Source organism: Shewanella zhuhaiensis, assembly GCF_022484835.1.
In the GTDB taxonomy this organism is placed as follows: domain Bacteria; phylum Pseudomonadota; class Gammaproteobacteria; order Enterobacterales; family Shewanellaceae; genus Shewanella; species Shewanella khirikhana.
Map to the genome: position 1 here is coordinate 13,384 of NZ_JAKUDL010000009.1, position 23,513 is coordinate 36,896.

The 23,513-nt window shown below is 55.7% G+C and carries 16 protein-coding genes; 7 read left to right on the top strand and 9 right to left on the bottom strand.

Features of this window, described 5'->3' with window-relative positions; translation table 11 throughout:
- Positions 1 to 31 precede the first annotated feature (31 nt).
- Together MJ923_RS18475 and MJ923_RS18480 are read right to left on the bottom strand one after the other, a co-directional pair.
- The gene (locus MJ923_RS18475; protein ID WP_240592359.1) at positions 32 to 1,291 is read right to left on the bottom strand and encodes an anaerobic sulfatase maturase; all 1,260 of its coding nucleotides are present in this window, start codon (positions 1,289 to 1,291) and stop codon (positions 32 to 34) included.
- A 219-nt stretch (positions 1,292 to 1,510) separates the two neighbouring features.
- Positions 1,511 to 3,166 carry an AMP-binding protein gene (locus tag MJ923_RS18480; protein WP_240592360.1) on the bottom strand — a complete coding sequence of 552 codons (1,656 nt, stop codon included), beginning with the start codon at positions 3,164 to 3,166 and terminating at the stop codon, positions 1,511 to 1,513.
- A gap of 283 nt (positions 3,167 to 3,449) precedes the next feature.
- Here MJ923_RS18480 and MJ923_RS18485 point away from each other — a divergent pair, with 283 nt between their 5' ends.
- Positions 3,450 to 6,020, top strand: coding sequence for a PKD domain-containing protein (locus tag MJ923_RS18485; RefSeq protein ID WP_240592361.1), 2,571 nt, complete (start codon positions 3,450 to 3,452; stop codon positions 6,018 to 6,020).
- A gap of 245 nt (positions 6,021 to 6,265) precedes the next feature.
- A complete protein-coding gene (locus tag MJ923_RS18490; protein WP_240592362.1) occupies positions 6,266 to 8,665 on the top strand; it encodes a carboxypeptidase-like regulatory domain-containing protein in 2,400 nt (799 codons plus the stop codon).
- A 44-nt stretch (positions 8,666 to 8,709) separates the two neighbouring features.
- Here MJ923_RS18490 and trmH read toward each other — a convergent pair whose 3' ends face one another.
- From trmH to gmk, 5 genes are all read right to left on the bottom strand, one after another.
- Positions 8,710 to 9,435 (bottom strand): tRNA (guanosine(18)-2'-O)-methyltransferase TrmH, encoded by a 726-nt coding sequence (gene trmH, locus MJ923_RS18495; RefSeq protein WP_240592363.1) that lies wholly within the window; start codon positions 9,433 to 9,435, stop codon positions 8,710 to 8,712.
- 63 nt (positions 9,436 to 9,498) lie between these two features.
- The gene (locus MJ923_RS18500) at positions 9,499 to 9,882 is read right to left on the bottom strand and encodes a RidA family protein (RefSeq protein ID WP_240592364.1); all 384 of its coding nucleotides are present in this window, start codon (positions 9,880 to 9,882) and stop codon (positions 9,499 to 9,501) included.
- A 37-nt stretch (positions 9,883 to 9,919) separates the two neighbouring features.
- Positions 9,920 to 12,022: a bifunctional GTP diphosphokinase/guanosine-3',5'-bis pyrophosphate 3'-pyrophosphohydrolase gene (gene spoT, locus MJ923_RS18505; RefSeq protein ID WP_240592365.1), complete on the bottom strand. Its 2,103-nt coding sequence runs from the start codon at positions 12,020 to 12,022 to the stop codon at positions 9,920 to 9,922.
- A 24-nt stretch (positions 12,023 to 12,046) separates the two neighbouring features.
- A complete protein-coding gene (gene rpoZ / locus MJ923_RS18510; RefSeq protein WP_126169126.1) occupies positions 12,047 to 12,325 on the bottom strand; it encodes a DNA-directed RNA polymerase subunit omega in 279 nt (92 codons plus the stop codon).
- Between the two features lie 76 nt (positions 12,326 to 12,401).
- Positions 12,402 to 13,025 (bottom strand): guanylate kinase, encoded by a 624-nt coding sequence (gene gmk, locus MJ923_RS18515; protein WP_126169127.1) that lies wholly within the window; start codon positions 13,023 to 13,025, stop codon positions 12,402 to 12,404.
- Between the two features lie 211 nt (positions 13,026 to 13,236).
- On the opposite strand from gmk, the gene MJ923_RS18520 reads away from it, so the two are divergent.
- From MJ923_RS18520 to MJ923_RS18540, 5 genes are all read left to right on the top strand, one after another.
- Positions 13,237 to 14,817 carry a hypothetical protein gene (locus tag MJ923_RS18520; RefSeq protein WP_240592366.1) on the top strand — a complete coding sequence of 527 codons (1,581 nt, stop codon included), beginning with the start codon at positions 13,237 to 13,239 and terminating at the stop codon, positions 14,815 to 14,817.
- Between the two features lie 78 nt (positions 14,818 to 14,895).
- Complete coding sequence (locus tag MJ923_RS18525) at positions 14,896 to 15,762, top strand: NTP transferase domain-containing protein (protein WP_240592367.1); 867 nt, start codon at positions 14,896 to 14,898, stop codon at positions 15,760 to 15,762.
- The gene (locus MJ923_RS18530; protein ID WP_240592368.1) at positions 15,755 to 16,819 is read left to right on the top strand and encodes a phosphotransferase enzyme family protein; all 1,065 of its coding nucleotides are present in this window, start codon (positions 15,755 to 15,757) and stop codon (positions 16,817 to 16,819) included. The genes MJ923_RS18525 and MJ923_RS18530 overlap by 8 nt, the downstream gene beginning before the upstream one ends.
- 82 nt (positions 16,820 to 16,901) lie before the next feature.
- Positions 16,902 to 17,660 carry a prolipoprotein diacylglyceryl transferase gene (lgt, locus tag MJ923_RS18535; protein WP_240592369.1) on the top strand — a complete coding sequence of 253 codons (759 nt, stop codon included), beginning with the start codon at positions 16,902 to 16,904 and terminating at the stop codon, positions 17,658 to 17,660.
- Between the two features lie 113 nt (positions 17,661 to 17,773).
- Positions 17,774 to 19,204: an MFS transporter gene (locus MJ923_RS18540; protein WP_240592370.1), complete on the top strand. Its 1,431-nt coding sequence runs from the start codon at positions 17,774 to 17,776 to the stop codon at positions 19,202 to 19,204.
- Here the strand turns inward: MJ923_RS18540 and MJ923_RS18545 are convergent.
- Both MJ923_RS18545 and MJ923_RS18550 read right to left on the bottom strand, forming a co-directional pair.
- Positions 19,164 to 22,619 (bottom strand): hypothetical protein, encoded by a 3,456-nt coding sequence (locus MJ923_RS18545; protein ID WP_240592371.1) that lies wholly within the window; start codon positions 22,617 to 22,619, stop codon positions 19,164 to 19,166. The genes MJ923_RS18540 and MJ923_RS18545 overlap by 41 nt on opposite strands.
- Positions 22,609 to 23,493 (bottom strand): ATP-binding cassette domain-containing protein, encoded by an 885-nt coding sequence (locus tag MJ923_RS18550; protein ID WP_240592372.1) that lies wholly within the window; start codon positions 23,491 to 23,493, stop codon positions 22,609 to 22,611. The genes MJ923_RS18545 and MJ923_RS18550 overlap by 11 nt, the downstream gene beginning before the upstream one ends.
- Positions 23,494 to 23,513: the final 20 nt, after the last annotated feature.

Genomic DNA, 23,513 nt, shown 5'->3' on the forward strand with positions numbered 1-23,513 from the left:
CCTTGCTGTTGAACAAACTAACCAGAGTTGGTTATTCCGATAGCCGGTCACATGCCGCTATAACATGGCGATAAAAGATCATCAGGCCATGGCATAAGTAATGTAACCCGGGTTCGTTGCTTGCCGTTTTCAGGAACCTGTCTTTTGGGCAATGGCCCCAACACAGTGAAAGATAAGAACAGTCCCGACATTTGGACGGTAAATTGGCTGATTTGGCATAACCGAAGGCTTGTTGCTGCTCGCTGAAGGCCAGATCCCCCTGATGTTGCTGGTGGATGTTGCCGAGTCGGTATTGCGGATAAACAAAGTGATCGCAGCTGTAGAGATCGCCATTGTGTTCCAGAGCGACAGCCTTTCCACATACCTGACTGGTTACGCACTGCTGCGAGCCTTGTCCGGTTATCATCGAAAGCACATTTTCAAACTGATCCACGAACACCTTGCCGTAGTCTCTGGCAAGCCATTCATCCCAGACCTGGGTGAGAAAATTCCCCCACTGGGAAGGTGCGACAGACCAGGATGTCACCACGGAGCCAGGATGACCCGGCAGTGCTTCTTTGGCATTTTCGTCGGGCAGATTGTCAATATCCCAATGCCCGGGTGCAGAATTCATAAAGTCGGCTTTTTCCATCCCGGGAATAAACTGGATCAGTCGTGGTCTGATTTCATCACGCAGGAAGCGATACACCTCCAGCGGATATTGCGCGTTGTCGCGGTTTATCACACACAGTGCGCTGAAAGGGATCTGATGGGCATGCAGCAGTTTCGCTGCGCGCTTAACTGCGTGAAAGGTTTTCCCGCCAGTTTTGCTGTATCTGTGCAAGTCATGCAGCGCTTCGGGGCCATCGATAGACAAGCCCACGACGAAGTTGTGCTGCTTGAGGAATTCACACCATTCATCATCCAGCAGCGTGCCGTTGGTCTGCAGGTCGTTTTCAATGCGCTGACCCGCTTTTGCATATTTCTGTTGCAGGGCAACCACTTTACGAAAGAAGTGAAGCCCCATCAGCGTGGGTTCACCGCCTTGCCAACTGAAAACTACCTGCGTGGATGTTTGAGCTTCAATATACTGACGAACATGTTGCTCAAGGGTCGCGTCGCTCATGCGGGGACGCTTGGGTTGGTCCAACAGCTGTTCTTTATGGAGATAGAAACAATAGCGGCAATCAAGGTTACATTGGGCGCCGCTGGGTTTAATCATTGCATGGAAGCGAAACTGGCTGCCAACAGCGGTTTTGGCCCGCATTAGCTGAGGGAAGTCGGTTACAGATACTACATCAATCGCTGTCACACTCTTCCTCCCGCCATCCTGGCGTATGGATCCGGCATGCAGAAGCAGGGTTATAGCCGGAATAAAGTCATCCTGCCATCTGACTAAATAATCATCGGCAAATCAAACTAAAACCTCACTTGGAGACATAAACGGTACTTTTGATTGGTGTAGATTCATGAGGCCCATGCATAAAAAAAGCTCGCCAACCGGCGAGCTTTTTTGTTTCGAAACCTAAGGTTAAATTTCGTCTTCCCATACCACCTTGGCGCCGCGAACGCCATCGACTTTGGCCGAGAAGCGGCCTTCCAGTACATGGCGTTTGATCTTAAGGGTAGGGGTCAGCACGTCGTTTTCGATGGTCCAGGGCTCGGTAACCACCACTACGGCATCCACGGTTTCGTGGGACTCGAGGTTCGGGTTCACCGCATCCAGGGTAGCCTTAATAGAAACCCGCACTTCTTCACGGGCCTGCAGCGTAGCGCCGTCTGACAGTTGCACCAGGGCTATGGGGTGCGGCAGGCCAGAGCCAATCACACAAATCAGCTCAACATGGGGGTCCTGTGCCAGTTTACGCTCGATAGGCACAGGTGCTACGTACTTGCCCTTGGCGGTTTTAAAGTTGTCTTTTACCCGGCCAGTGATGCTGACACAGCCGTCTTCATCGATGGCGCACAGGTCGCCGGTGTGGAAGAAACCGTCTTCATCGAAGGAGGCTTCGGTCGCTTCCGGCTGCAAATAGTAGCCGCTCATCAGGCCCGGACTTTTCACCAGCAGCTCGCCATCTTCGCCGCGGCGGATTTGGCAACCTTCCACCGGTTTGCCCACGGTGCCGATTTTACGCTCATCAAACGGGTAATTGATGATGGAGTAGGCGCAGTTTTCGGTCATGCCCCAGGCTTCACAGATGTTGAGGCCAATGCTGTTGTACCAGCGAATAAGGGATGGTGGAATTGGCGCCGAACCTGAACCCAGCAAGCGGCATTTATCCAGCCCCAGGCCTTTATGGATTTTACGCTTTACCAGAAAGCTGATGATGGGCAGTTTGAGCAGGAAGTTGAGCTTGTCGAAGCCCACCTTGTCGATGATGTTTTTCTGGAACAGAGTCCACAGACGTGGCACCGAGAAGAACACGGTTGGCCGCATGCGCTGCACGTCGGCGACGAAAGTATCCAGGCTTTCTACGAAGGCCACGGCACTGCCGGAATAGAAGGACGAGCCTTCGATGGCCACCCGCTCTGTGATGTGAGCCAGTGGCAGGTAAGAGAGCAGGCGATCCTCGCCGCCGGTCTTGAGATCCCGCACTACGGCGGTACAGGTCCAGGCATAGGCGCCAAAGGTTTGGATGGCACCTTTGGGGCTACCGGTTGAACCTGAGGTGTAAATCAGGGTCATGATGTCCTCAGCCTGTGGCAGCGGCGCATCGGTGAGTGGTTGACCCATGCCCAGCAGCTGATCCCAGCCGTATTGGGTTGGCATTGTGTCGTAGGGGAATGCCATTCGCAGGATATTACCGCCGACACCGGCTTCCTGCTCAGCCCAGTGATCTAGTTTACCGATGAAAATGGCTTTGGCGCCGCTGTGCTCCAGCACGTAGCGGATGGTATCGGCATTGGCGGTGGGGTAGATGGGCACACTGATATAGCCGCCATGCATCAGCGCAAGGTCGGTAATAAACCATTCGGCGCAGTTTTTCGACAGCACAGCCACCTTGTCACCGGGGGCCAGACCCAAGTGGCGCAGCGCACCGGCGATTTGTTCCATCTGGCGTTTCACGTCACGCCAGCTGAAATCGCGGTATTGGCCGTTTACCGGTTGGCGCAGATAAACCGTGTCACCCTGGGTATCCACCCAGTGGTTGAGCATCTCTACAGGAGTCTTGATAGTGGCTTGCATCTCTACTTCCATCTTGTTCGTTATGCTTTCCTGCGTCTGATGGGTTCAAACGCGCGTTTAATTTCCAGTATGTCGATTTTTGCTTCGGCGGGCAAATGGTTTAGTTGTGGTCAGATGTTAGCGGGTTGTTTGATAAATGAAGCTGGGTTAACATCCGGCCTTCCTTTTATTAAACTATTGATTTTACAGGATTGCAAACCGTAAAACGCCTGTTTGGATTGCGGTGGGTGTTGGGACAACACCTGGATAAGATGTTGAATTCTGTAAGCATGGAGCGTGTTTGATGACCTCATTCCAAAAAACCATTCTTGCCTCGCTGGTGGCCGCATCTTTATCTGCCTGTGGTGGCAGTAGCGGTGGAGATACCACACCCGAACCGCAAACAGCCAATAAGGCACCAACCCTGTCAATTGCCAATGCCAGTGTCAGAGAGCGCGCCCAGGTGTCACTGACCGCCACAGCCTCCGATGCCGATGGCAGCATTGCTTCCTATCGCTGGATCCAGAAGTCCGGCGCTGCGGTTGCCCTGTCTGGTGACACTTCTACCACCCTAAGCTTTACTGCACCTGAAGTGGCTGAAAATCAGACCCTGGTATTCAGCCTGACGGTGACTGACAACCAGGGCGCCACCGCGTCTCAGGACGTTGAGGTGACCGTGGTGAACAACAGTCTGCCAGGCATTGCCGTGGCAGATGTGAGTGTGAAGGAAGGCGAGAGCGCTACTGTGACTGCCAATGTCAGCGATAGCGATGGCACGGTCACCAAGCTCGCCTGGAGCCAGAAGTCGGGTACTGGGGTGACTTTGAGCGGCGCCGATAGCCAAACCCTCAGCTTTACCGCACCGGCCGTAGTAGCCGATGAAACCTTGGTATTTACCCTCAGCGCCACCGACAACGATGGTGAAACCAGCAGCCGCGATGTAACTGTCACTGTGACAGCGAATCTGGTGTCGCTGACATTGGAAGGCAAGGTAACCGATAATCCGGTGGCCAACGCCAAGGTGACCGCCGACGTGGCGGGCAAGCAGTTCCATACCACTGCCGATGTCGATGGCTTATACCGTCTGGCGCTCACGGTGGATGATTCCGAGCTGGGTGAGCTGGTTAAGCTCAGTGCAGTTGGCCCCCAGACCGACAGCAAAACCCGACTGGTGGCCTTGCTCGGCAGTGTGAATCGTTTGCTGGAAATGGCGGGCACTGATGCGACCCTGACCCGGGAAGAGACGATTCTGGTCAACGTGACCAACGTCAGCACAGCGGTGGCGGCCTTGCTGAAAGAAGCCAATGGCGGCGAAGCCGTGACTAGCGCAGAAACCTTTGATGCCCTGCAAAATCAATACGATGCCACCCGCGTGTTGCCGCTGGCAACTGCCATCAAGCTGGTACTGGACTTTGCGCCCGCCCATGAGTTGCTCAAGCTGCCTGAAGGCGTCGCTGACACCCAGGCGCTGGTGGAAGACAAGCAGCAGGTGCTCGCTTACCTGACCAAGGTTAAGGGCATGCTGTTGTCAGTCTATGAAGCCGCTGAGGCAGAGATTATTGACGATCCCAACCTGATGCGGGCTCCGGTACAAAGCAGTGAGGTTGTCGGCAGTTATTTCTTCAAATATCAGGATGGTGTCAAGCGGGGTGACCGCCTGGTACTGGCCGCCAATGGTACTGGCCAGTTGCATCTTGGCAGCGCGGCAACCGCCTTTACCTGGGAGAAAACGGAAGTGGATGTCCGTTTGACCCTCCCGAACGACGGGGTGCTGCTGTATGAGGATTCGGTCTATTCCGGCGGCCAGTTGATGCAAAGACAGAACCTGTTGTCCCACAAGGTTATCAAATGGATTGACGCTTCTGCCACCGGCGCGCAGCTGCTGGTGTCCGATTACATGGTTCATCATTATCCAAACGGCGAAAGAGAAGATGAGTTCAGCGAGCAGCATCGCACTTTCTCGGTGGTGAAAACCGAAGGCCTGGCCAAGGGCGATACCCTGATTACCGCAGGCTCCAGCTTCAGTTTGCCTGTGCCGACCGAGACCATGGCTATCCTCAATGGTCATGAAAAGGCAGGTAAAATGTACCGCAGCAGCCTGGGGCTCATCTTGGGTGATAACCACAGTGCGACTGTGAATATCCCGCAATTCCTTGGCGATGGTTCGGTTCAGTATCAGGCGCTCAGCGGCAGTTACAGTTTCAGTGACAATGGCAACCTCAAGGTGATGGCACAAGATGGCGAAGACAATATCGCCCTGGATGTGGCTTTCCTTGGCAGTGACACGCCGCTTGAGGTCAACGTGGTAGAGGCCGCCAGCGGCTATGCCATCTCTGGCCTGATGCTTAAGCAGAGCGGCGCCCAATGGACGGCTGCCACCGCGGCTGGCATTTATGCCCTGGATTGGGACTTCTTCACTCCAGGCTCTTACTTCTGGGTTGAGCTGAATGCAGATGGCACCATGCTGACCTTCGATGCCTTTGATAAGAACAAAGATGGCCTGTTTGAAGCATCGGAAGTAAGCAAGATGCCCGGATACTGGCGTCTTAACGACAGCGGCACCGTCTCCATGCGCCGTTATCGCTATAACCATGAGGTGAGCGGTAAATATGGCTATTGTGAGGCGACGGGTTTTGAAACCGGTCTGGATGACAGCTGCGCTGTGGCGCGTGAGCGTGAATGGACGCTGCAACAGCAGCAGGGCAGCAGCTACTACGTGAGCCAGTTGCACCGCTTCTACATGGACAGTCAGGGTCGTAGCTACCTGGGGGCTGACCTGCCAGCCGATGTGCATGTACTTGACTCGGCCCAAACCGACAACCGTCGCTGGACCAAGATTACCGAGCGCCCCATCACGCTGCCGGAAGGCCTGTAATCTTGTTCACGGTTAACGTCTGAACAAAAAAGCCACCCTCGGGTGGCTTTTTATTGACTAATAAATGAGATGCTAATGTGTTCGGCGCTCAATAAAAGTTAGGGAAATGTGTTTTTTATGTTGTTATTATTGCCGCGCAAGTCTTTTGGATGATGCATCAGGGACATTTACTGTTTCGACAGTAATTTTGGGAACCGGTACCGGGAAGGGGCCAGGCCTTTGGCCAGTCAAGGAATACACAACGAATGAATACTTATAAAAAGTCTATATTGGCGACGCTGGTCGCTGCTTCTCTCTGCGCCTGTGGTGGCAGTGGTGGTTCAGATACACCCACTCCTGTGGCTAACCAGATACCAACAGTTTCTGTATCCAATCTCAGTGCTGCTGAGGTGTCAGCTGTGACAGTGTCTGCCACTGCTGCCGATGCTGACGGTAGCATCGTTTCTTATTCGTGGGTTCAGAAAGCCGGTCCACAAGTGATTTTGTCAGGAGTGACATCCGCAGCAGTAAGCTTTACTGCACCTGCGGTGACTGAAAATCAGGATCTGGTGTTCACTGTAACCGTAACCGATGACAAGGGCGCATCGGCAACGAAGGATGTTACTGTCACTGTTACTGCTAATATGCTGATGTTTACCATCAGCGGCAAAGTGACAGATAACCCGGTTGCCGATGCCAAAGTCACGGTAGAAGTGGCGGGACAAAAAGTTGAAGTAGTCGCTGATACTGATGGCAACTATTCGGCCGATGTCAGTGTGGATGACTCCTTTGCCAATGCTTTGGTGAGAATTACTGCTGTCGGACCAGAGGCAAACAGCAAAACAAAATTGATTTCACTGCTCGGTGATGTGTCTGGCCTTCTGGAAAGCGCTGGCGACGATATGGTACTCACTAAAGATGAAGCCTTCGCTGTAAATGTCACTAATGTCACTACGGCTATTCACGCACTGATGAAGCAGGCTAATGGTGGAGAACCACTCGATTCGAAAGAGAGTTTCGACGCGGCCCAACAGAACTACGATGCTGGTCTGGTGCTGTCATTGGCAACTGCAATCAAGCTGGTGTTGGACTATGCAACGGATTATCCCGAACTGGTATTGCCTGATGGCATTAGCGATGTTGCTGAATTGGTTGACGATCTCACAAGGGTTAGCAGCTATCTCAATAATGCATTTCAAGCACAGGAAGGCGTATATTTCGAAGCGATAGAGGCTATCGTTGAAGATAACGAGGTTCTTGCCAGCAGCCCTACATCCTCCATTGCTGGCACGTATTATTTCACCTCTACCGAAGGTAACCTTGCCGCCGACAGAATCGTTTTTTTTGCTAACGGCAGCGGTGAATTTTACGGCGTTTCCAATGCATCCTCGTTCAGTTGGACTGACACAGATGAAGGTACTCTGATCACGTACCCTGGCAAGGGTATGTTTATGAGGGATTGGTATGCCAACGTTAATTCCAGCCAGGTACACTATGAGCGCTACAGAACATCCACATTAATTAAGTGGATTAGCAATACCGACGCTTCTGCGCAGATGGTGATTGGGCACGATGAGCTTACCATAATTCCCGAAACCGGCGTAGAAGAAGCCGTTCATGAGGTACTCTCTGTTTCCAAATCGGCAATTAAGAAGGCAGGTCTAATTGAGCCCACCGAAGTGATTAAAGCGGGTGCGACCTATTCGGTCCCGGTTCCCTTGCTGTCATCACCGGTTGAAAATCTGCACGATGATGCGTCGGACTCAGTTGAAAACACCATTAAACTCACCATCGGTCAAACTAACTCGGCGACTCTGACCCGCCAGCGATATTCCAATGATGGAACTTCCAGCTACTTCGATATTGCGGCAACCTACAGTGTAACGGATGCGGGTACCCTTAAAGTGATTCCTGCCGACAGCAGTGCTCCAAGTCTGGATATTGCGCTCTATTCAACTGAGAATATCAATAAGGCCAATGTCTTAACTACAAGCTCTCGCAGTGGTGGTGGCTATTTACTTGAAAAGGGCAGTACCCAGTGGGTAATTGCAGATATCCCGGGGATCTATGATCTGGGTTGGAGCTTTTTTGATCCTTTGCAGTACTTTTGGATAGAGCTGTATGAAGATGGTCGGGCTCTGACAGTGTCTACATACGATTGGTTCAGCGATGGCCAATTGGATGAGGATGACATTTCCATTATGCCTGGACTATGGATGTTGGATAATTCCGGTGACCTGGTGATCCGTCGTTATCGGGCAAACAGAGATATTTCCTCGGGAGGTTTCTGTGAGCCACAACAGTGGGAGCCCACCTTTAACGACCCCTGTGTGCTTTACCATGAGCGCCGTTGGGAGTTGCATAGTGTGATAGGTAATCGATATTACCTGAACAATGGCCATAAATTCTTCCTCGATTATTATGGTTTAGATTTATTGGGGGAAATCCCCGTGGATAAGCATGTGCTTAACTATGCTTCCGATGGTAACCGTAGTTGGCTTAAGGTTGGCGCGCGCCCTATAAGCCTGCCAAACCAAGCCGTTTCTCAGCAGGTGCCTCAAAAGCTGAAACCGATGAAGGTTAGCTCCCCCTGGTCATGGGGACATAAGCAAGCAGAGGCCGTAGAACCTGACTTGCTAAACGCCGATACTTTGGATTTGAGATAATAAAAAAGCCACCCTCGGGTGGCTTTTTTATGGCGTTGCGTTGATTACATCCGGCGTTGGCGGCCGCGCTCGGGGCGGGGGGCGTCCGGGTCGGCTTCGCGCATCTTTTGCCACCATTCAGCAGATGCCTGAATTTGGCCGCTTTCGTCGATGGCGGGGTAGGCCAATCCTTTACGGCGACAGGCCTTGGCATAGATGGGGTGGCCTTGCTCGAACAGCAGCTGCTGGCAGTAGTCTTCCGGCAGTTTGCGGCTGCCATACATACCGGCCTGACGGCGCTGGCGCTCGGCTTCAAACAGCACCAGTGCGCCTGCCACCGAGACATTGAGGGATTGCACCATGCCCACCATGGGAATAATCACTTCGGCATCGGCCAATGCCTGGGCTTCATCGCTGACACCAAACTTTTCGTGCCCCAGCACTATGGCGGTGGGCCTGGTGTAGTCTACTTCGCGGAAGTCTTTGGCTTTACTGGAGAAGTTGGTCACCACCACCTGCATGCCTTCAGCCTTCAGCGCTGCAATGGCGTCTGTCACTCTAGAGTGGCGCTTGGTTTTCACCCACTGCTGGCTGCCGGAGGCGGTATTGCCTGACACCCGCATATCGTTCTCGGGCCAAACGGCGTGCAGCTGGTGGACTCCCACGGCATCGGCGCTGCGCAGCACGGCGGCGATGTTATTGGTCTTGTGGACCTGGTCGAGTATGACGGTCAGATCCGGTTGACGGTTGTCCAGCATCTCATTGATGCGGGCAAAACGTTCCGGGCTCATGGCATATTCCTGCGTTAAGAAAAAACAAAAGGGCGCCGAGGCGCCCTGAGAGTGATGAGCCGATTACAGCTCCATCACGCCATCCATTTCTACCTGCGAGCCGCGTGGCAGCTCTTTTACGCCAATGGCGGCGCGGGCAGGGTAAGGCTCGCTGAAGTAGCGGCCCATGATTTCGTTTACCTTGGCGAAGTTCGACAGGTCGGTGAGGAAGATGTTCAGCTTGGCGATATCATCGAAGCTGCCACCGGCGGCTTCGCATACGGCCTTGAGGTTCTCAAACACCTGCACGGTTTGGGCTTCAAAGTCGTCACCAACCAGCGCCATGGTGGCTGGGTCCAGTGGGATTTGACCAGACAGATACACGGTTGAGCCGACTTTCACAGCCTGAGAATAGGTGCCGATGGCGGCCGGAGCCTTGTCGGTGGCGATAATGGTTTTTTCAGCCATGGTGATTCTTCCTTTGAATGAGTAGAAGCCGGTCAACTCAGCGATTGCGGGAGGTTCTGAGCACCTCGGGCAGAACCCGGATGCGCCGCATCACGTTGGCCAGATGGATACGATCGCGCACTGAAATCCGCAGGTTAATCAGATACACCCGACCATCCCGCTCCTCAGTGCTGAGGTTATGAATGTTGGAGCCTTCGCTGGCGATAATCGAGGTGATCTTGGCCAGTGCCCCCTGGTGGTTAACAATTTCCACCCGCAGATTGGCCTGATACTCGACGCCGTCGACTTTGTCCCACTGCACCGGAATGTACTTGTCCGGTTCGCCCTGATAACCACGGATGTTGGCGCAGTTTTCCATGTGCACCACCAGACCTTTGCCCGGGCTCACATGGGCGATAACCGCGTCGCCGGGAATTGGGTGGCAACATTTGGCGAAGGACACCAGCATGCCTTCGGCGCCGCGGATAGGCATCAGATGCGACTCACCGCGACTTTCAGGCACGGTATCGCCAAGCAGACGCTGGGCTATCACTATGCTCATGGCGTTGCCAAGGCCGATATCGGTCAGCAGGTGATCCAAATCCTTGTGTTTGGTATCGGCAATCACCCGCTCCAGCTGCTCAGCCGAGATGCTGTCGAGCTTGGTTTCGCCGAGGGCGTGATTAAGCAGGCGTTTGCCCAGGGTGATGGCCTCATCCTGCTTGAGGTTTTTCAGTACCTGACGGATTTTGGCGCGTGCCTTACCGGTAACCACAAAGTTGAGCCAGGCAGCGTTGGGCTTAGCACCTTTTGCCGTAATAATTTCAACGGTTTGACCTGAGATAAGCGGTTGGCTCAGTGGGTAGGCCTGACGATTCACCCGCGCACCCACACAGGTGTTGCCTACGTCGGTATGCACTTCGTAGGCAAAGTCCACCGCGGTGGCGCCTACCGGCAGCTCGAGAATGCGGCCTTCCGGTGTGAACACATAAATCTCGTCGGGGAAGAGTTCGGTCTTAACGTTTTCAACGAATTCAAAGGATGTGCTGGCACTCTGTTGCAACTCCAGCAGGCTTTGCATCCATTTGCGGGCACGCACCTGAGTGGTAGTACTGCTACTGTTGTCGCTGCCACTCTTGTACACCCAGTGGGCGGCAACTCCTTTGTCGGCCATCTGATCCATGTCTTCGGTACGGATCTGGATTTCTACCGGTACGCCGTGGGGGCCAAACAGGGAAGTGTGCAGCGACTGGTAACCGTTGGCCTTGGGAATGGCGATATAGTCTTTAAAGCGGCCGGGACGCGGCTTATACAGGCCGTGCATGGCACCCAGCACCCGGTAGCAGGTATCTATGTTGTCGACGATGACGCGAAAGGCATAGATATCCATCACTTCCTGGAATTGCAGCTCTTTGCCGCGCATCTTGTTGTAGATGGAGTAGAGGTTCTTTTCCCGGCCCTTGACCTTGGCCGGGATCCCCGTGTCTTCGAGACGGGTCGCCACGGCAGATTCGATATTGGCAATCAGCTCTTTGCGATTGCCGCGGGCGGCTTTAACCACTTCCCTGAGCACCCGATAGCGCATCGGGTAATAAGCCTGGAAACCCAAATCTTCAAGCTCGGTCTTGATGTTATGAATACCGAGACGGTTGGCGATGGGGGCGTAAATTTCCAGGGTTTCCCGGGCGATGCGGCGGCGCTTGTCCGGACGCAGGGCGCCGAGGGTGCGCATATTGTGGGTGCGGTCGGCCAGCTTGATGAGAATGACCCGGATATCCTGAGTCATGGCCATCATCATTTTGCGGAAGTTTTCCGCCTGGGCCTCTTTTTTATCGCGGAATTTGAGCTTGTCGAGCTTGGAGACACCTTCCACCAAATCGGCAACCGCATCGCCAAACAGTTCGGCGAGGTCTTCTTTGGTGACGTGGGTGTCTTCAATGGTATCGTGCAGCAGGGCAGCCATCAGGGTCTCGTGATCGAGACGCATGTCGGCCAGAATTTTCGCCACTGCCACAGGATGGGTGATATAAGGCTCGCCACTGGTGCGCATTTGCCCTTCATGGGCATCGCGGGCGACCTGATAAGCCTGTTTAAGTAATGCCACTTGGCCGCTGTCGAGGTAAGCGGAAGCCGATTCCTTTAAACCTTCAAACAGATACAAGTGGCATACCTCCCGGGCTAAAAATTAGAGTGAACGACCTTCTGCAATGGCAGCCACGGCGGCGATTTCGGCGGCTTCACGCTCACGCACGGTCTGACGCTCGTCGGCATCCAGAGTGCTGGCGTTTACCAGGCCTTTTTCGATTTCACGCAGGGCGATAACAGTGGCCTTGTCGTTCTGCTCTTCCACCATGGGGTCTTTACCCTGCACGGCGATTTGACGGGCGCGACGGGCCGCAACCAGGATCATGTCAAAACGGTTGCCGATCTGCTTTACGGCGTCTTCTACAGTTACGCGAGCCATGTAGTGGAACTCCCAAATTATCCGGCAAAAGCGCCGGGACAATGAAAAAATGACGCAAAAGTGTACACTAAGGCAGTCAGTCTGCCAACAGACCCTTAAGCATATCACCGTGGGTGCGGGCTTGACCAGCGCAGCTTAAGCGCCCGGCGCGGATGATTGCCCTCAAATCGGCCAGTGCCTCATCAAAGTTATCATTCACAATAACATACTCATATTCTTGGTAATGGGACATTTCCGACACCGCCTGCGCCATACGTGAGGCAATGACTTCGGCGCTGTCCTGGCCACGGCCAACGAGGCGACGCTCCAGCTCTTCACGGCTTGGCGGCAGAATAAATACCCCAATAGCTTCCGGCATCAGTTTCTTCACCTGTAGGGCGCCTTGCCAGTCGATGTCCAAAAACACGTCGATACCCCGCTCCAGGGTTTCTTCCACAGTCAGGCGCGAGGTGCCATAAAAGTTGCCAAATACTTCTGCCCACTCGAAAAAGGCATTCTGCTCGATAAGCGCTTTAAACTCATCCACGCTGACAAAGTGGTAATGCACACCGTTTTCTTCGCCGGGACGTGGCTGGCGGGTGGTGTGGGAAACAGACACCTGCATGTCGGCGGGTTTATCTTTCAGCAGAGCTGAAATCAGCGATGACTTACCGGCGCCGCTGGGTGCCGAAACAATAAAGAGGTTTCCACGTGTGCTCATCGATTGGCCTTTTACTGGGCTGTGCGGACAGGCTCGGGGCCTGTCTCAAAAACAAGGGCTAAGCCTGGCATTATATTCTGTCTGCCACCTGCTGCGCCAGCGACAGAGAAGGCCGCTGACAATTCGCTGAAAATTGGATAGGCTGCCCAAGCGGGCTGTGGCCTTGTCCCTTGCCGCAGCGAGATGCCGGCTGACTTTTTTGGAGTGCCTTTTGCAATTACGCAGTTTTTTCAGCATTGAAGGATGTGATCAGGGTGTACGAACCGGTGCGTTGGGGCTGATAGCCTACGGCGGCAGTGGTGTTATCGCCCTGCTTTTTGGCAGTGGACATTATTTGTGGGGGCCAGGGCTTGCTCTGGGACTCCTGTTCGCACTGTCGCTTGTGCGCCGTTGCCGTGATGCCCATCGGCCTCGGGGCTATCTGGTGGCTGCTCTGGTGCCGTTTCCCTTGTGGCTGCTGGTGCTGGCCATGGCGGGCAACGCCGCACTGGGGCTGATTTGCTTTGCCATAGGGCTGGCGCTGACGTTGCTTATCAGCGTGCTGCCCGCCAAACCGGTTAAGGAATATCAGGACGGTTACTGGCACCCGGATATGCCAGCCAAAACACCTTTACCACCGCGACGAGAGCCAACGCTTGGAGGCGATGAGCCGGCTTTTACCCATCAGGCTTCTGCACCCGATGCCCATGTTTTTGATAGCCCCGAGAGCGCCTTTGGACGCGACTGTGAGGCGGATGCGCAAAATGGCGCTCAGGCAATCGATTCTCCGCATCATGAAGACCTTTATGGCAGCAGCCATGGCGATGCGGAATATCCAAAGCCTGGTCAGCACACCTCACTGAATGACGACTACGACGAGCCCGAAGTAGTGCCAGCTGTGCGGCTTGAACCGCACGGCGCGAGTCAGCATGAGTTCTCACGCCCAGCGAAGCCGGGCTTTTCAGTTACTGCGGAGCCGGATTTTTCAGGTGCAGCGGAGCAGGAACCCGCTCAATCCTCCCCAAATCAGCAATCCCTGCGGGCCGCTGCCGATGAGGAAGGGCCTGTGTGGCACAGGTTTACCCAAAAGGACAGGGCCGACTATTTCACTCAGGGCGCCGACGCCCTGATGGTCGAGCGCAGCGGTTATCTGGATGATGAGCGCCAGAGTCATCCGGGATTGAACCAGGACGAAGCCGATACTCATGCCGTTCCCCAGGCTGCCACTCAGGCAAGGCCGCCCCGCACCTGGAGCGATGCCTTCAATGGAGAAGGCTCGCTGGAAGTGTTGATGGAAGCCATATATTTCCATTTGAAACGTTGGTGGCGCTTTTACTTGTCCGGCGCTGCGGCCCTGCTTCTTATCAGCGCGGTAACCGCCATCAGCATGCGCATCGGTGTGGATGAACCAGGTGCGGATACGGCGGCAAACGGCGTAGCTCCCCGTGACAGCAGTGCAGGGCGGACGGAGTTGCCTTCGGGACTGGGGTTAAGCCTTGATGAAGAGGTGCTGATACTGAGCTGGGATTCAGGCTCCCCTGGCCGAGGGCTGATATGGTCGCTGGCCAGCGGCGAAGGTGAGCGGCACTGTGCTACCTTGCTGTTTAATAACGGTAATCGCTACCGGCCGCTGGAGGTCAGCGCCAAAGGCAACATGCGGGAAGCGAGATTCTCGCCGCTGGATACCCAGGCGATTGTGCGTGACATTGCCCTCAGGGGGAACGTGCAGCTGTGCGGCCAGGGGTTCAGTTTGAAGGGCAGTCAGGCGCTGATTGAAGGCAATCCACGTTTTGCCGGTCTTTTGGCACCCTGACATTTGTGCTGGCTCAAGCAAATGGCGATGCAGTAAACTCTCGGGCTTCTTGTGGTTAATAGCGGTAAACAGGCAGGTATGGCAGAACTGACTTTGGTTATCCTGGCGGCGGGACTTGGCAGTCGTTTCGGCGGCGACAAGCAGCTGGCAGAGCTTGGCCCCAATGGCGAGACCATGTTGGAGTTGTCGCTGCAAAGTGCTATTCGTGCCGGGTTCAGCCGCGCCGTATTGGTGATCCGTCCCGAACTTGAAGCCGAGCTCGGGGCACGCCTGGCCAGATCTTTGCCGGCTGAGTTCCCCCTTGCCTTCTGTCATCAGCGTCCCGACGATTTGCCGGTAGATGCCGGTTCCATTCCAGGTCTGCTCGCAGGTCGGCAAAAGCCCTGGGGCACAGCCCATGCGCTTTATTGCGCTCGCGAGCACCTCAATGGCTCCTTTGCGGTGATCACCGCCGATGACTTTTATGGTGATCATGCTCTTGCCACCATGGCTCAGGGACTTAAGCAGGGCGGCTGGCTGATGGTGGCGTATCCGCTGTCGGCGACCCTGTCTGAGCACGGTGGCGTTAACCGCGGCATATGCGATGTTCAGCAAGGACTGTTGCAGCGGGTTGAAGAATTTATCGATATTAAGCAAACAGATAGCGGGCTTTGTGGCAGCCATAATGGCGACATCAGGCCGCTCGATGCCGGGGCACTGGTTTCCATGACCCTGTGGGGATTTGATGACAGCGTTGTCAAAGTGTTGCGACAGGCGCTAATATCCTTCCTTTTTGCATCGCCATCTGCCCGGCAGGAATGTTATCTTCCCGATGTGGTGCAAGCCTGTATCGAGCAGGGACAAAAGGTTCGGGTAGAAACCGCCCGGGGAGAATGGCTGGGAGTCACCTATGCCGAGGACGCCCCCCGGGTCAGAACAAGATTGATGGAGTTATTGCGTGATTGAACTTATCCGGCAGCGGGTTCTGCCTCACTATGGATTGGAAGGCGATGCTGCCAAGGTTTCTCCCTTGGGTAACGGGCACATTAACGACACCTTTTTGGTGAGTTGGGATGATGGCAGCATGGTGCTGCAACGCCTCAACACTACAGTGTTTACCACCCCCTGGACGCTGGTGGAAAACGCCGAACTTATCAGCCAACATCTGGGCGAAAAAGCCGGTAACGATTATGGCCTGAAAGTGGTGAGCCCCAAAACCACCGCAGAAGGTGATCTGGGGATCGACCTGGGTGATGCCGGTTTCTGGCGTGCCATCCGCTACCTAAAACATTCCAGCAGCATAGATGTGGTTGGCAGCGAGGCTCAGGCCGAGCAGGCCGCCCAGGCCTTTGGCCATTTTGCCCGCGCCCTGTGTGATTTCGACGCCACCCGCATCGGCGATGTGATCCCCAAGTTTCACTTCCTGCCTGGCCGTATGGCAGCGCTGCAAAAAGCGGTGACTGACGATAAAGCCGGCCGCCTCGATGGTTGCCGTCAGTGGGTGGATTTCGCCCTGAGTCAGCAGGATTTACTGGCAGAACTGGCTGAACTTGAGCCAAAGCTGCCGCTGCGTGTTTGCCATAACGACACCAAAATCAATAACATGCTTTTTGATAAGCGTGACGATTCCGCCATGGCCATTATCGATCTGGACACCTGCATGAAGGGCCACCTGATGTATGATTTTGGCGACATGGTGCGTACCTTTACCTCCCCGGAGGCCGAAGACAGCACCGAGCTTGAGCGTGTGCAGGTGCGGCCGGAGATCTTCGCCGCCATCTGTCGTGGCTACCTGGCCGAGCTTGGCGATGTGCTGGAAGCCGCCGAGCGCGAAAGCCTGTGGCTGGGTGCCCGTATCATGTGTTTGATGATAGGCATTCGCTTCCTCACCGATCACCTCAATGGCGATGTGTATTTTCATGTACATCGTGCAGGGCATAACCTGGATCGCGCCGCGAATCAGTTTACCCTGTACCAAAGTTTGCTCAGCCAGGCTGACCGCCTCAAAGCCTGTATTTTCTAAGAGGGCCGCACCGCCGGGCGTAGCTAACGCAGGCGGTGTTTTCCTGTCCTGACGTTCGCATAACGACAAGAGAGCCACAGCTATGACCTGGAACATCGACCCCATACTGTTTCAATTCGGCAGCATCAGTCTGCACTGGTACGGGCTGCTGTTTGCCTGTGGGATCTGGGGCGGAGCTGCCCTGCTCAAGCGGATGCTGGGTGAGTCACAGCAAAATGTGGGGCTGGTGGACGAGCTGTTTTTCCCGGTGTTTATCGGCATCATTGTCGGCGCGCGCCTGATGCACTGCCTGGCCTATGAGCCGGACTTCTATCTCGCTCATCCTCTTGAAATTCTTTACATTTGGAAGGGCGGCCTTGCCAGTCACGGCGGCGGTTTGGGTGCCATTCTGGGGGTGATGTGGGTTGCCAAGCGCAACAAACTTACCCTTATGTATTTGCTCGACTATCTTGCCTTGCCCACCCTGGTATTTGCGGTGTGTGTGCGCCTGGGTAATCTCATGAACTCAGAGATCTACGGCAAGGTCACCGAAGGCCCATGGGCGGTGATTTTCCAGCGGGTCGATCTGCTGCCAAGGCACCCGGCGCAGCTGTACGAAGCCATGGGTTATCTGCTGCTGGCGCTTGTGCTGTGGCAATTGCGCCGTGGTTTGCTGGCAGTGCAGGGCCGCCTGTTCGGCGCCTTCCTGGTGGGGGTGTTTGTTATCCGTATGCTGGTGGAGCTGGTTAAGCCCGAGCAGGCCAGTTACATCCCGTCGCTGCCGCTGACTGTGGGGCAAATCCTCAGCGTGCCCTTTATTCTGGTGGGTATCTGGCTGTGGCTGCGTCCGGCGCGCCGCTAGTACGCCTGTCTTATAGCTTCCCAGCAAGTTTTTGTTAATTGGCCAATTGCGCTTGCAGGCGCCCTTGGCCATAATTTCGGCAACTTCAGTTTCCCAGCAACCGCGCCGAACCCATGTCTGTGCCCATTCCCGATGAACAAACCGCCAGCGCCTGTGGACGTCGCAGCGAGCGCTGCCGCTGGCTCAGACAGACCTTAAAACGCTCCCAGCAAGAGGCGGTTGCCTCATCGGCCATGACGGCCACCTCTGACAATTTCTTCAATGCTTTTGCGATATTTTTAGGCGCGACTTTGGGCCAGATGGCCTGGGTCAGCGGTTTGCCGCAATTGTTTGGTGCTATCTCCCAGCTTTTGTCCGTCTGGCTCGCCAGCCATTTTGCCCGCAAGGCCTTTATTACCGTGTGCGCGGCCTTGCAGGCACTGGTGGTGCTTAGCATGGGCGCTTTGGCGGCCTTTCGCCCGGAACACGGGGTGTGGCTCTTTATCGCGCTGGCGGCGCTGTACCACGGTTTTATCAATCTTATTCAACCCCATTGGCGTGCCTGGATGGGCGCTGTGGTGCCGCCGCGGCGACGGGGCGCCTTCTTTGCGGCACGCACCCGGCTGACCATGGGGGCATCGCTTACCGTGTTCTTCCTCGGCGGCGGGATCCTGAGTCTGTGCGACAGCGCGGGCATGGCCTGGCTTGGTTTCAGCTTGCTGTTTTCCATTGCAGCCATGGGGCGCTGGGTGTCGGCCTGGCTGTTGTGGCAGATGCACGACCCTGAGCCAATGGAAGCCCGCAGCCCCGGGGTGTTTGTACGCACCCTGAAACACTTTCGCGAAGCCTGGAAGGACGCCACTTTCCGCCAATACAGCCTGTTTGTGGCAGGGATGCAGGCGATGGTGGCTATCTCGGCGCCGTTTTTCGCAGTCTATATGCTCGAAGATTTGCAATTCAGCTATCTGGAGTTTGTGGTTGCCAGCGTGGCGTCCATCGTCACCCAGTTTGTTACCTTAAGATTCTGGGGGCGTTTCAGCGACCTCTACGGCAACCGGCTGGTGATGATTATCACCTCCTGCCTTATCCCGAGTTTGCCCTTGCTGTGGCTTTTCTCAGATAACTATTTGTATATCTTGGCGATTCAGGCTTTTTCCGGCTTTGCATGGAGCGGCTTTACCTTAAGCACCGCCAACTACCTCTACGATATTCGGCCGTTTCGCTCCGACTTTGCCACCTACGCCGCGGTGCAATCGGCGTTAAGCGCCGCCCTGGTGTTTGTTGGCGCCATGGTGGGCGGCTATATTGCGACCCATGCCCAGGCCGTACTGGATGCGATTGGCTGGCAGCTTGCCAGCCCGATTTTCGTGGTGTTTTTAGTGTCTACCTTGCTGCGCACCCTGGTCACCCTCTGGTTTATCCCCCGTTCAGTTGAGCCCAAGCTGCGACCAAGGCCAGATCTGCTGCGGCTGGTGTTTCGCATCCGCGGCTTTAATGCCATCAGCGGCGTGGCGCTGGACTTTCTCACCGTGGTGCGAAAGCGCCGCCACGGGTCGTCTGACTAGCGTCGCGACGGGTCGTCTGATTCGCGCCAACCGTGGTTGTCTGCGCCCGGGCGTCTGCAATGGCGTCCACCCCAGTTGGCATTAAGAACAGTCGGCTAATCAAATCCCTGTGCTCTGGTTGCTGACGGATAAGCCCGGCCACAAAGTCTTCAGCCCGTGCGGGTGGCTTGGGGTACCCATGGTTCTGCCACAGCGAACGCAGGGTTGCCAGAATCGGCTCATCCCCCATGGCCGACCGCAAGCTGGCAAAGGCAAGCGTTGCCGCCGAATACTGCTGATGGGATGAGAGGGCGTGGATCAGCGGCAAGTCTTTTCCCAGCTCACTGCGCTCTGCCTCCCTGTACCTCTTGGCTTCGTAGGCGACCAGCGCCTCCATGGCTTTTGTCCCGTAGCGCTCTTCAATCAGTACCAACTCAAGGTATTTGGTTATGGATTCCACCAAAAAGGCATTCTGCTCACCTGTGCCATTGCCAAGGTCGTGGCCAAACCATTGGTGGGCTGTTTCATGCACAGTGCGGCGATAGCGCTGATCGAAACCTGCATTGGCTTCAGGCTCGGCGCGAAATCCCAATTTGTTACTCAGCAAGATCATCTGTGGCAGTGCATAGCCGCTCATAGCCAGTTCAGGGAAGGCGACCAGACTCAGGGCGTGACCACGATAGCTGCTGATATTGGCGGCAAACCAGTTGAGGGTATCCGTCATGGCGCGGCGGTGCAGGGCCAGTGTCTGCTCAGGCAGGTATGGCGCAAAGATGTTGATTTCGACTTCGCCTGCAACTGAGCGACTGGGTTGAGCCGCCACCGACATCCATGCGGGCAGATTGCGTATTGGCCCCCGGGTTTGATATCGGACGGTGCGCCTGCCGTCTGCCTGAGTGTCATCAATCCGCCGACCCTGTGCCAGGGGCGTTTGATTGTCGCAACTGCTTACCGTGCTGGAGATACTTATCCAGTCATAGCCATCGGGTCTGGCGCGGCTTTGCTTGGGCAGGCCATGTTTTTGCCTTAGTTTGGGGTCAGTAAGTTGCCAGTCATATTGATAGCCCACCATGGGGATCAAGGGATAGGCGCGCAGGTAACTGAGCTGCTTGCTGATGAAATGACGGTTATTGGCAGGCCACCAATCGGGCTGGCGAAAGTGAAGACTGGCCCTGATCCGGCGGCTGTCATTGGGCGCTACCGGCGTGTGCCAGCGGTAAAGCTGCTGGCCAAGGTTGGGGCCACCTTCAATGCTGCCTTGTTCGAGGCTGGCGTCATCTACCTCGATTTTGCTGTGTTCATTGTTGCCGCCCACATAATTGCCATAGCGGCCAATCAGCAGGGTTTCAACCGGCTCCTGGTGAGGGTTAACCAGCAGATATTCAAGCTCAATCACGGCGTTGCCTGAGCCGGGAAAGAAATCCACCCGCGCCTCCAGATGGGTCAGCTTCAGGGCGGGCTTATCGGCAAAACTCAGATATTGATGCTCATAGTCGGCGCGCCATTGCTCGCTCATTCGGGTGTTAAGCAGTGGCTTTTCAGCGATAAGCTGACTGTGGCCAACAAGCAGGGTGATAACAGCAACGGCCATGATCTGAGCTGTCAGCACGGGGGATAATCGGGCCGCGGGCGGTCTGAAGCCGCCGCCACGATGAGTGGCAAAGCCAGCCGTCACCAATATTGCCAGGGTCAGCGTCAGCCACAGCAGACTGTAGGGCAGCACAGTGGCAAGGCTTGCACCATAGCCCCAAAAGTCATCACCGGGTTGCAGCGGAATATTAGTGAAGTTCCACAGCGGATGGGATAGCCCAAGCCCGGCCATCAGCGGGCTGTATTTAATGACCAGCATCAGCAGCAGGCTGCCGGCGGCCGCAAGAGGCGAGCGCAGCAAATGGCACACGCCAAGCACCCAGCCGCCCCAGAGCGCCAGAGACAGCCAGCGCACTGCGACAGTAAGCAGATACGGCGCGCCGCTGATGGGGCTGGCAAACAGCAGCTGAACTATGAGGGTGACAACGGCCGCCAGTACAGGTAACAGCAATGCCAGCGTCACCAGCGCCAGCCACTGGGCTGCAATGAGTTCCCGGCTTTTAACGGCCGTAGCGGCTATCAGCTCGCCAAAGCCAATTCGGCTTGCCCCAGTGGCCACTTGCCAGCCAAACAGGGTCAGCAGCAAGCTGCCGCCAACAGGTACCAAATCAAACATGATGCGATTCAGGGCATCGATACTGCCGGGTGAAATCAGGCGCGCCAAGGGCTCGGCAAAGGTGAGTCCACTGGCCACTTCATTGGCGCAAAACAAAAGCCACAACCCCAGCAGTGCCAGATCCAGCCTTTCGCGCACCACAGTGCCAAGGGCATTGAGATACAGCGCCAGCAGCCTGCGACCTGTGCCGGAGCCTGAAAGTATTTCGCCCCCGGAGCGCTTGGCATCCAAGGCCGTTATTTGCGGCGGCTCTGCTGTAACCGGTTGCGCCACTGTAACCGCTGGCGCCACTGTAACCGGCAGTGAATCTGTAACGGCATTTTCCTCTTTGCAGCAGGTATTTGGCCGCGTCCCCGGGGCTCTTTGTTGATCGGATGGTTTCGCCATGGCGGCCAGTGCCCGCCACCAGAGCCCGGCCGACATTGCCAGTACCAATAGCCGGTTGAGGACAAAGGCCTGTTCTGTGGTAAAGCCTGCGCTATTGAGGTTGCTCTGATTGAAGCCGGAGCCGAGCTTCTGGGTCAGCGCAACGAAGTTCATTGGGTCCAGCCATAGCATCAGGTGGTAAAAGTCTTCATTGACCACCTGGCTGCCAGCCAGTACCGGCGAGCCCATCAGGCTGCAAAGGTAAAGGTAAGCAAACATGGTAAGGCTAAGGGTTACATACAGGGTCACGCTGCTGCCTTGCCGACAAAGCCACAGGGCCAGGCCTGTCCACAGCAGCAAATTGGGCGCAAGCCACATTATGTGAAATTCGGCAAACACCCACAGCAGTGGCCACGGGTGTTGCAGCGTATTGATATTGCCCGTCAGAGCGGAGGCAGCCTGTGGGGATGCATCCAGTGCGAATACCCCCAGCGCAGGAAGCCCGGCGAGCAGCATCAGCAAAAAGCACAGCGCAAACAGCCCGGCGGCTTGAATAAAAAGCAATCTGGCGCCGCTTTGTGGGGTAGCGGCAATCAGCTCAGCCATGTTGCAGCGCCTGTCTTTGAGCAGCATAAGTGGCGCTATAGCGGCCACGATGGCGGGCATGATCAGCAGTTGCAGTGTCATCAGCGCAAGCTGCATCGCTGCGGCGGGCGCCATCTCATCGATGGCCAGCCCCTGGCTCAGTAAGGTAGCAAAGCCCATGGTGGCAAATGCTGTCACCCACAGCAGTGGCTGGCGGCGTAGAAAGCGCCACTCATTCACCAGCCCGGATGTAAGGGAAAGTGCATTTTCAGTTTTCATGTTGCACCTCCTGCTCCAGCTGTGCGTCGAGCCGGGTTTCGAAAAAGTACCTGTCCTGCAGCCGGGCTTCGCAGGGGCGAGCATCGGCATGGGGCTGATGCTCGGCAAATACCCGCAGGGTGATTTCGCCGTGGCTGAAGTGGCGCCCAAGCACCTGGGCCTTGCCCTCCAGAGCCGCAGATTCCGGGCATTGCCATACCTTGTTTGTCATGGGGGCAATCAGCTCGGCCACAGTGCCAAAATCCAGCAGCTCTCCCCGGTGCAGCAATGCTACTCTGTGGCAGAGGTTTTCTATGTCTTCAACTATGTGGGTCGAGAGCAACACCAGCCGCTGGCGACTGAGCCCTATCAGTACGCGGTTGAGCTGTTCGCGCTCTGTGGGGTCAAGTCCGGCTGTGGGTTCATCCAGGATCAGCACTGACGGACTGCCAAGCAGTGCCTGGGCAATACCAAAGCGCTGACGCATACCGCCGGAGAAGCGGCTCACGGCTCGGTGAGCAACATCTTTAAGATTGGTTATCGCCAGCAACTGCTCGATTTGCTGCAGGGCTTCAAGCTTGCTGAGGCCCTTGAGGGTGGCAAGGTACAGCAGCAGGGCGTGGCAACTCATATTGGGATAGACCCCGAAACTCTGTGGCAGGTACCCAAGCTGGCGTCGCAGAAGTTGGGGATGGCTCAGCACATCATCGCCGTTTAACAGTATGCTGCCGCTGTCCGGCGCCTGGATCCCGGCAAGGGTGCGCAGCAAGGTCGACTTGCCTGCACCATTGGTTCCCAGCAGGCCAATCATCCCGGCAGTCAGTTCCAGCGACACCTGCTGCAATGCGCGGGTGCCATCGGCGTAGGTTTTGGATAGGTGGGTGAGACTCAGCATAAGACGCTCCGATGTGACCG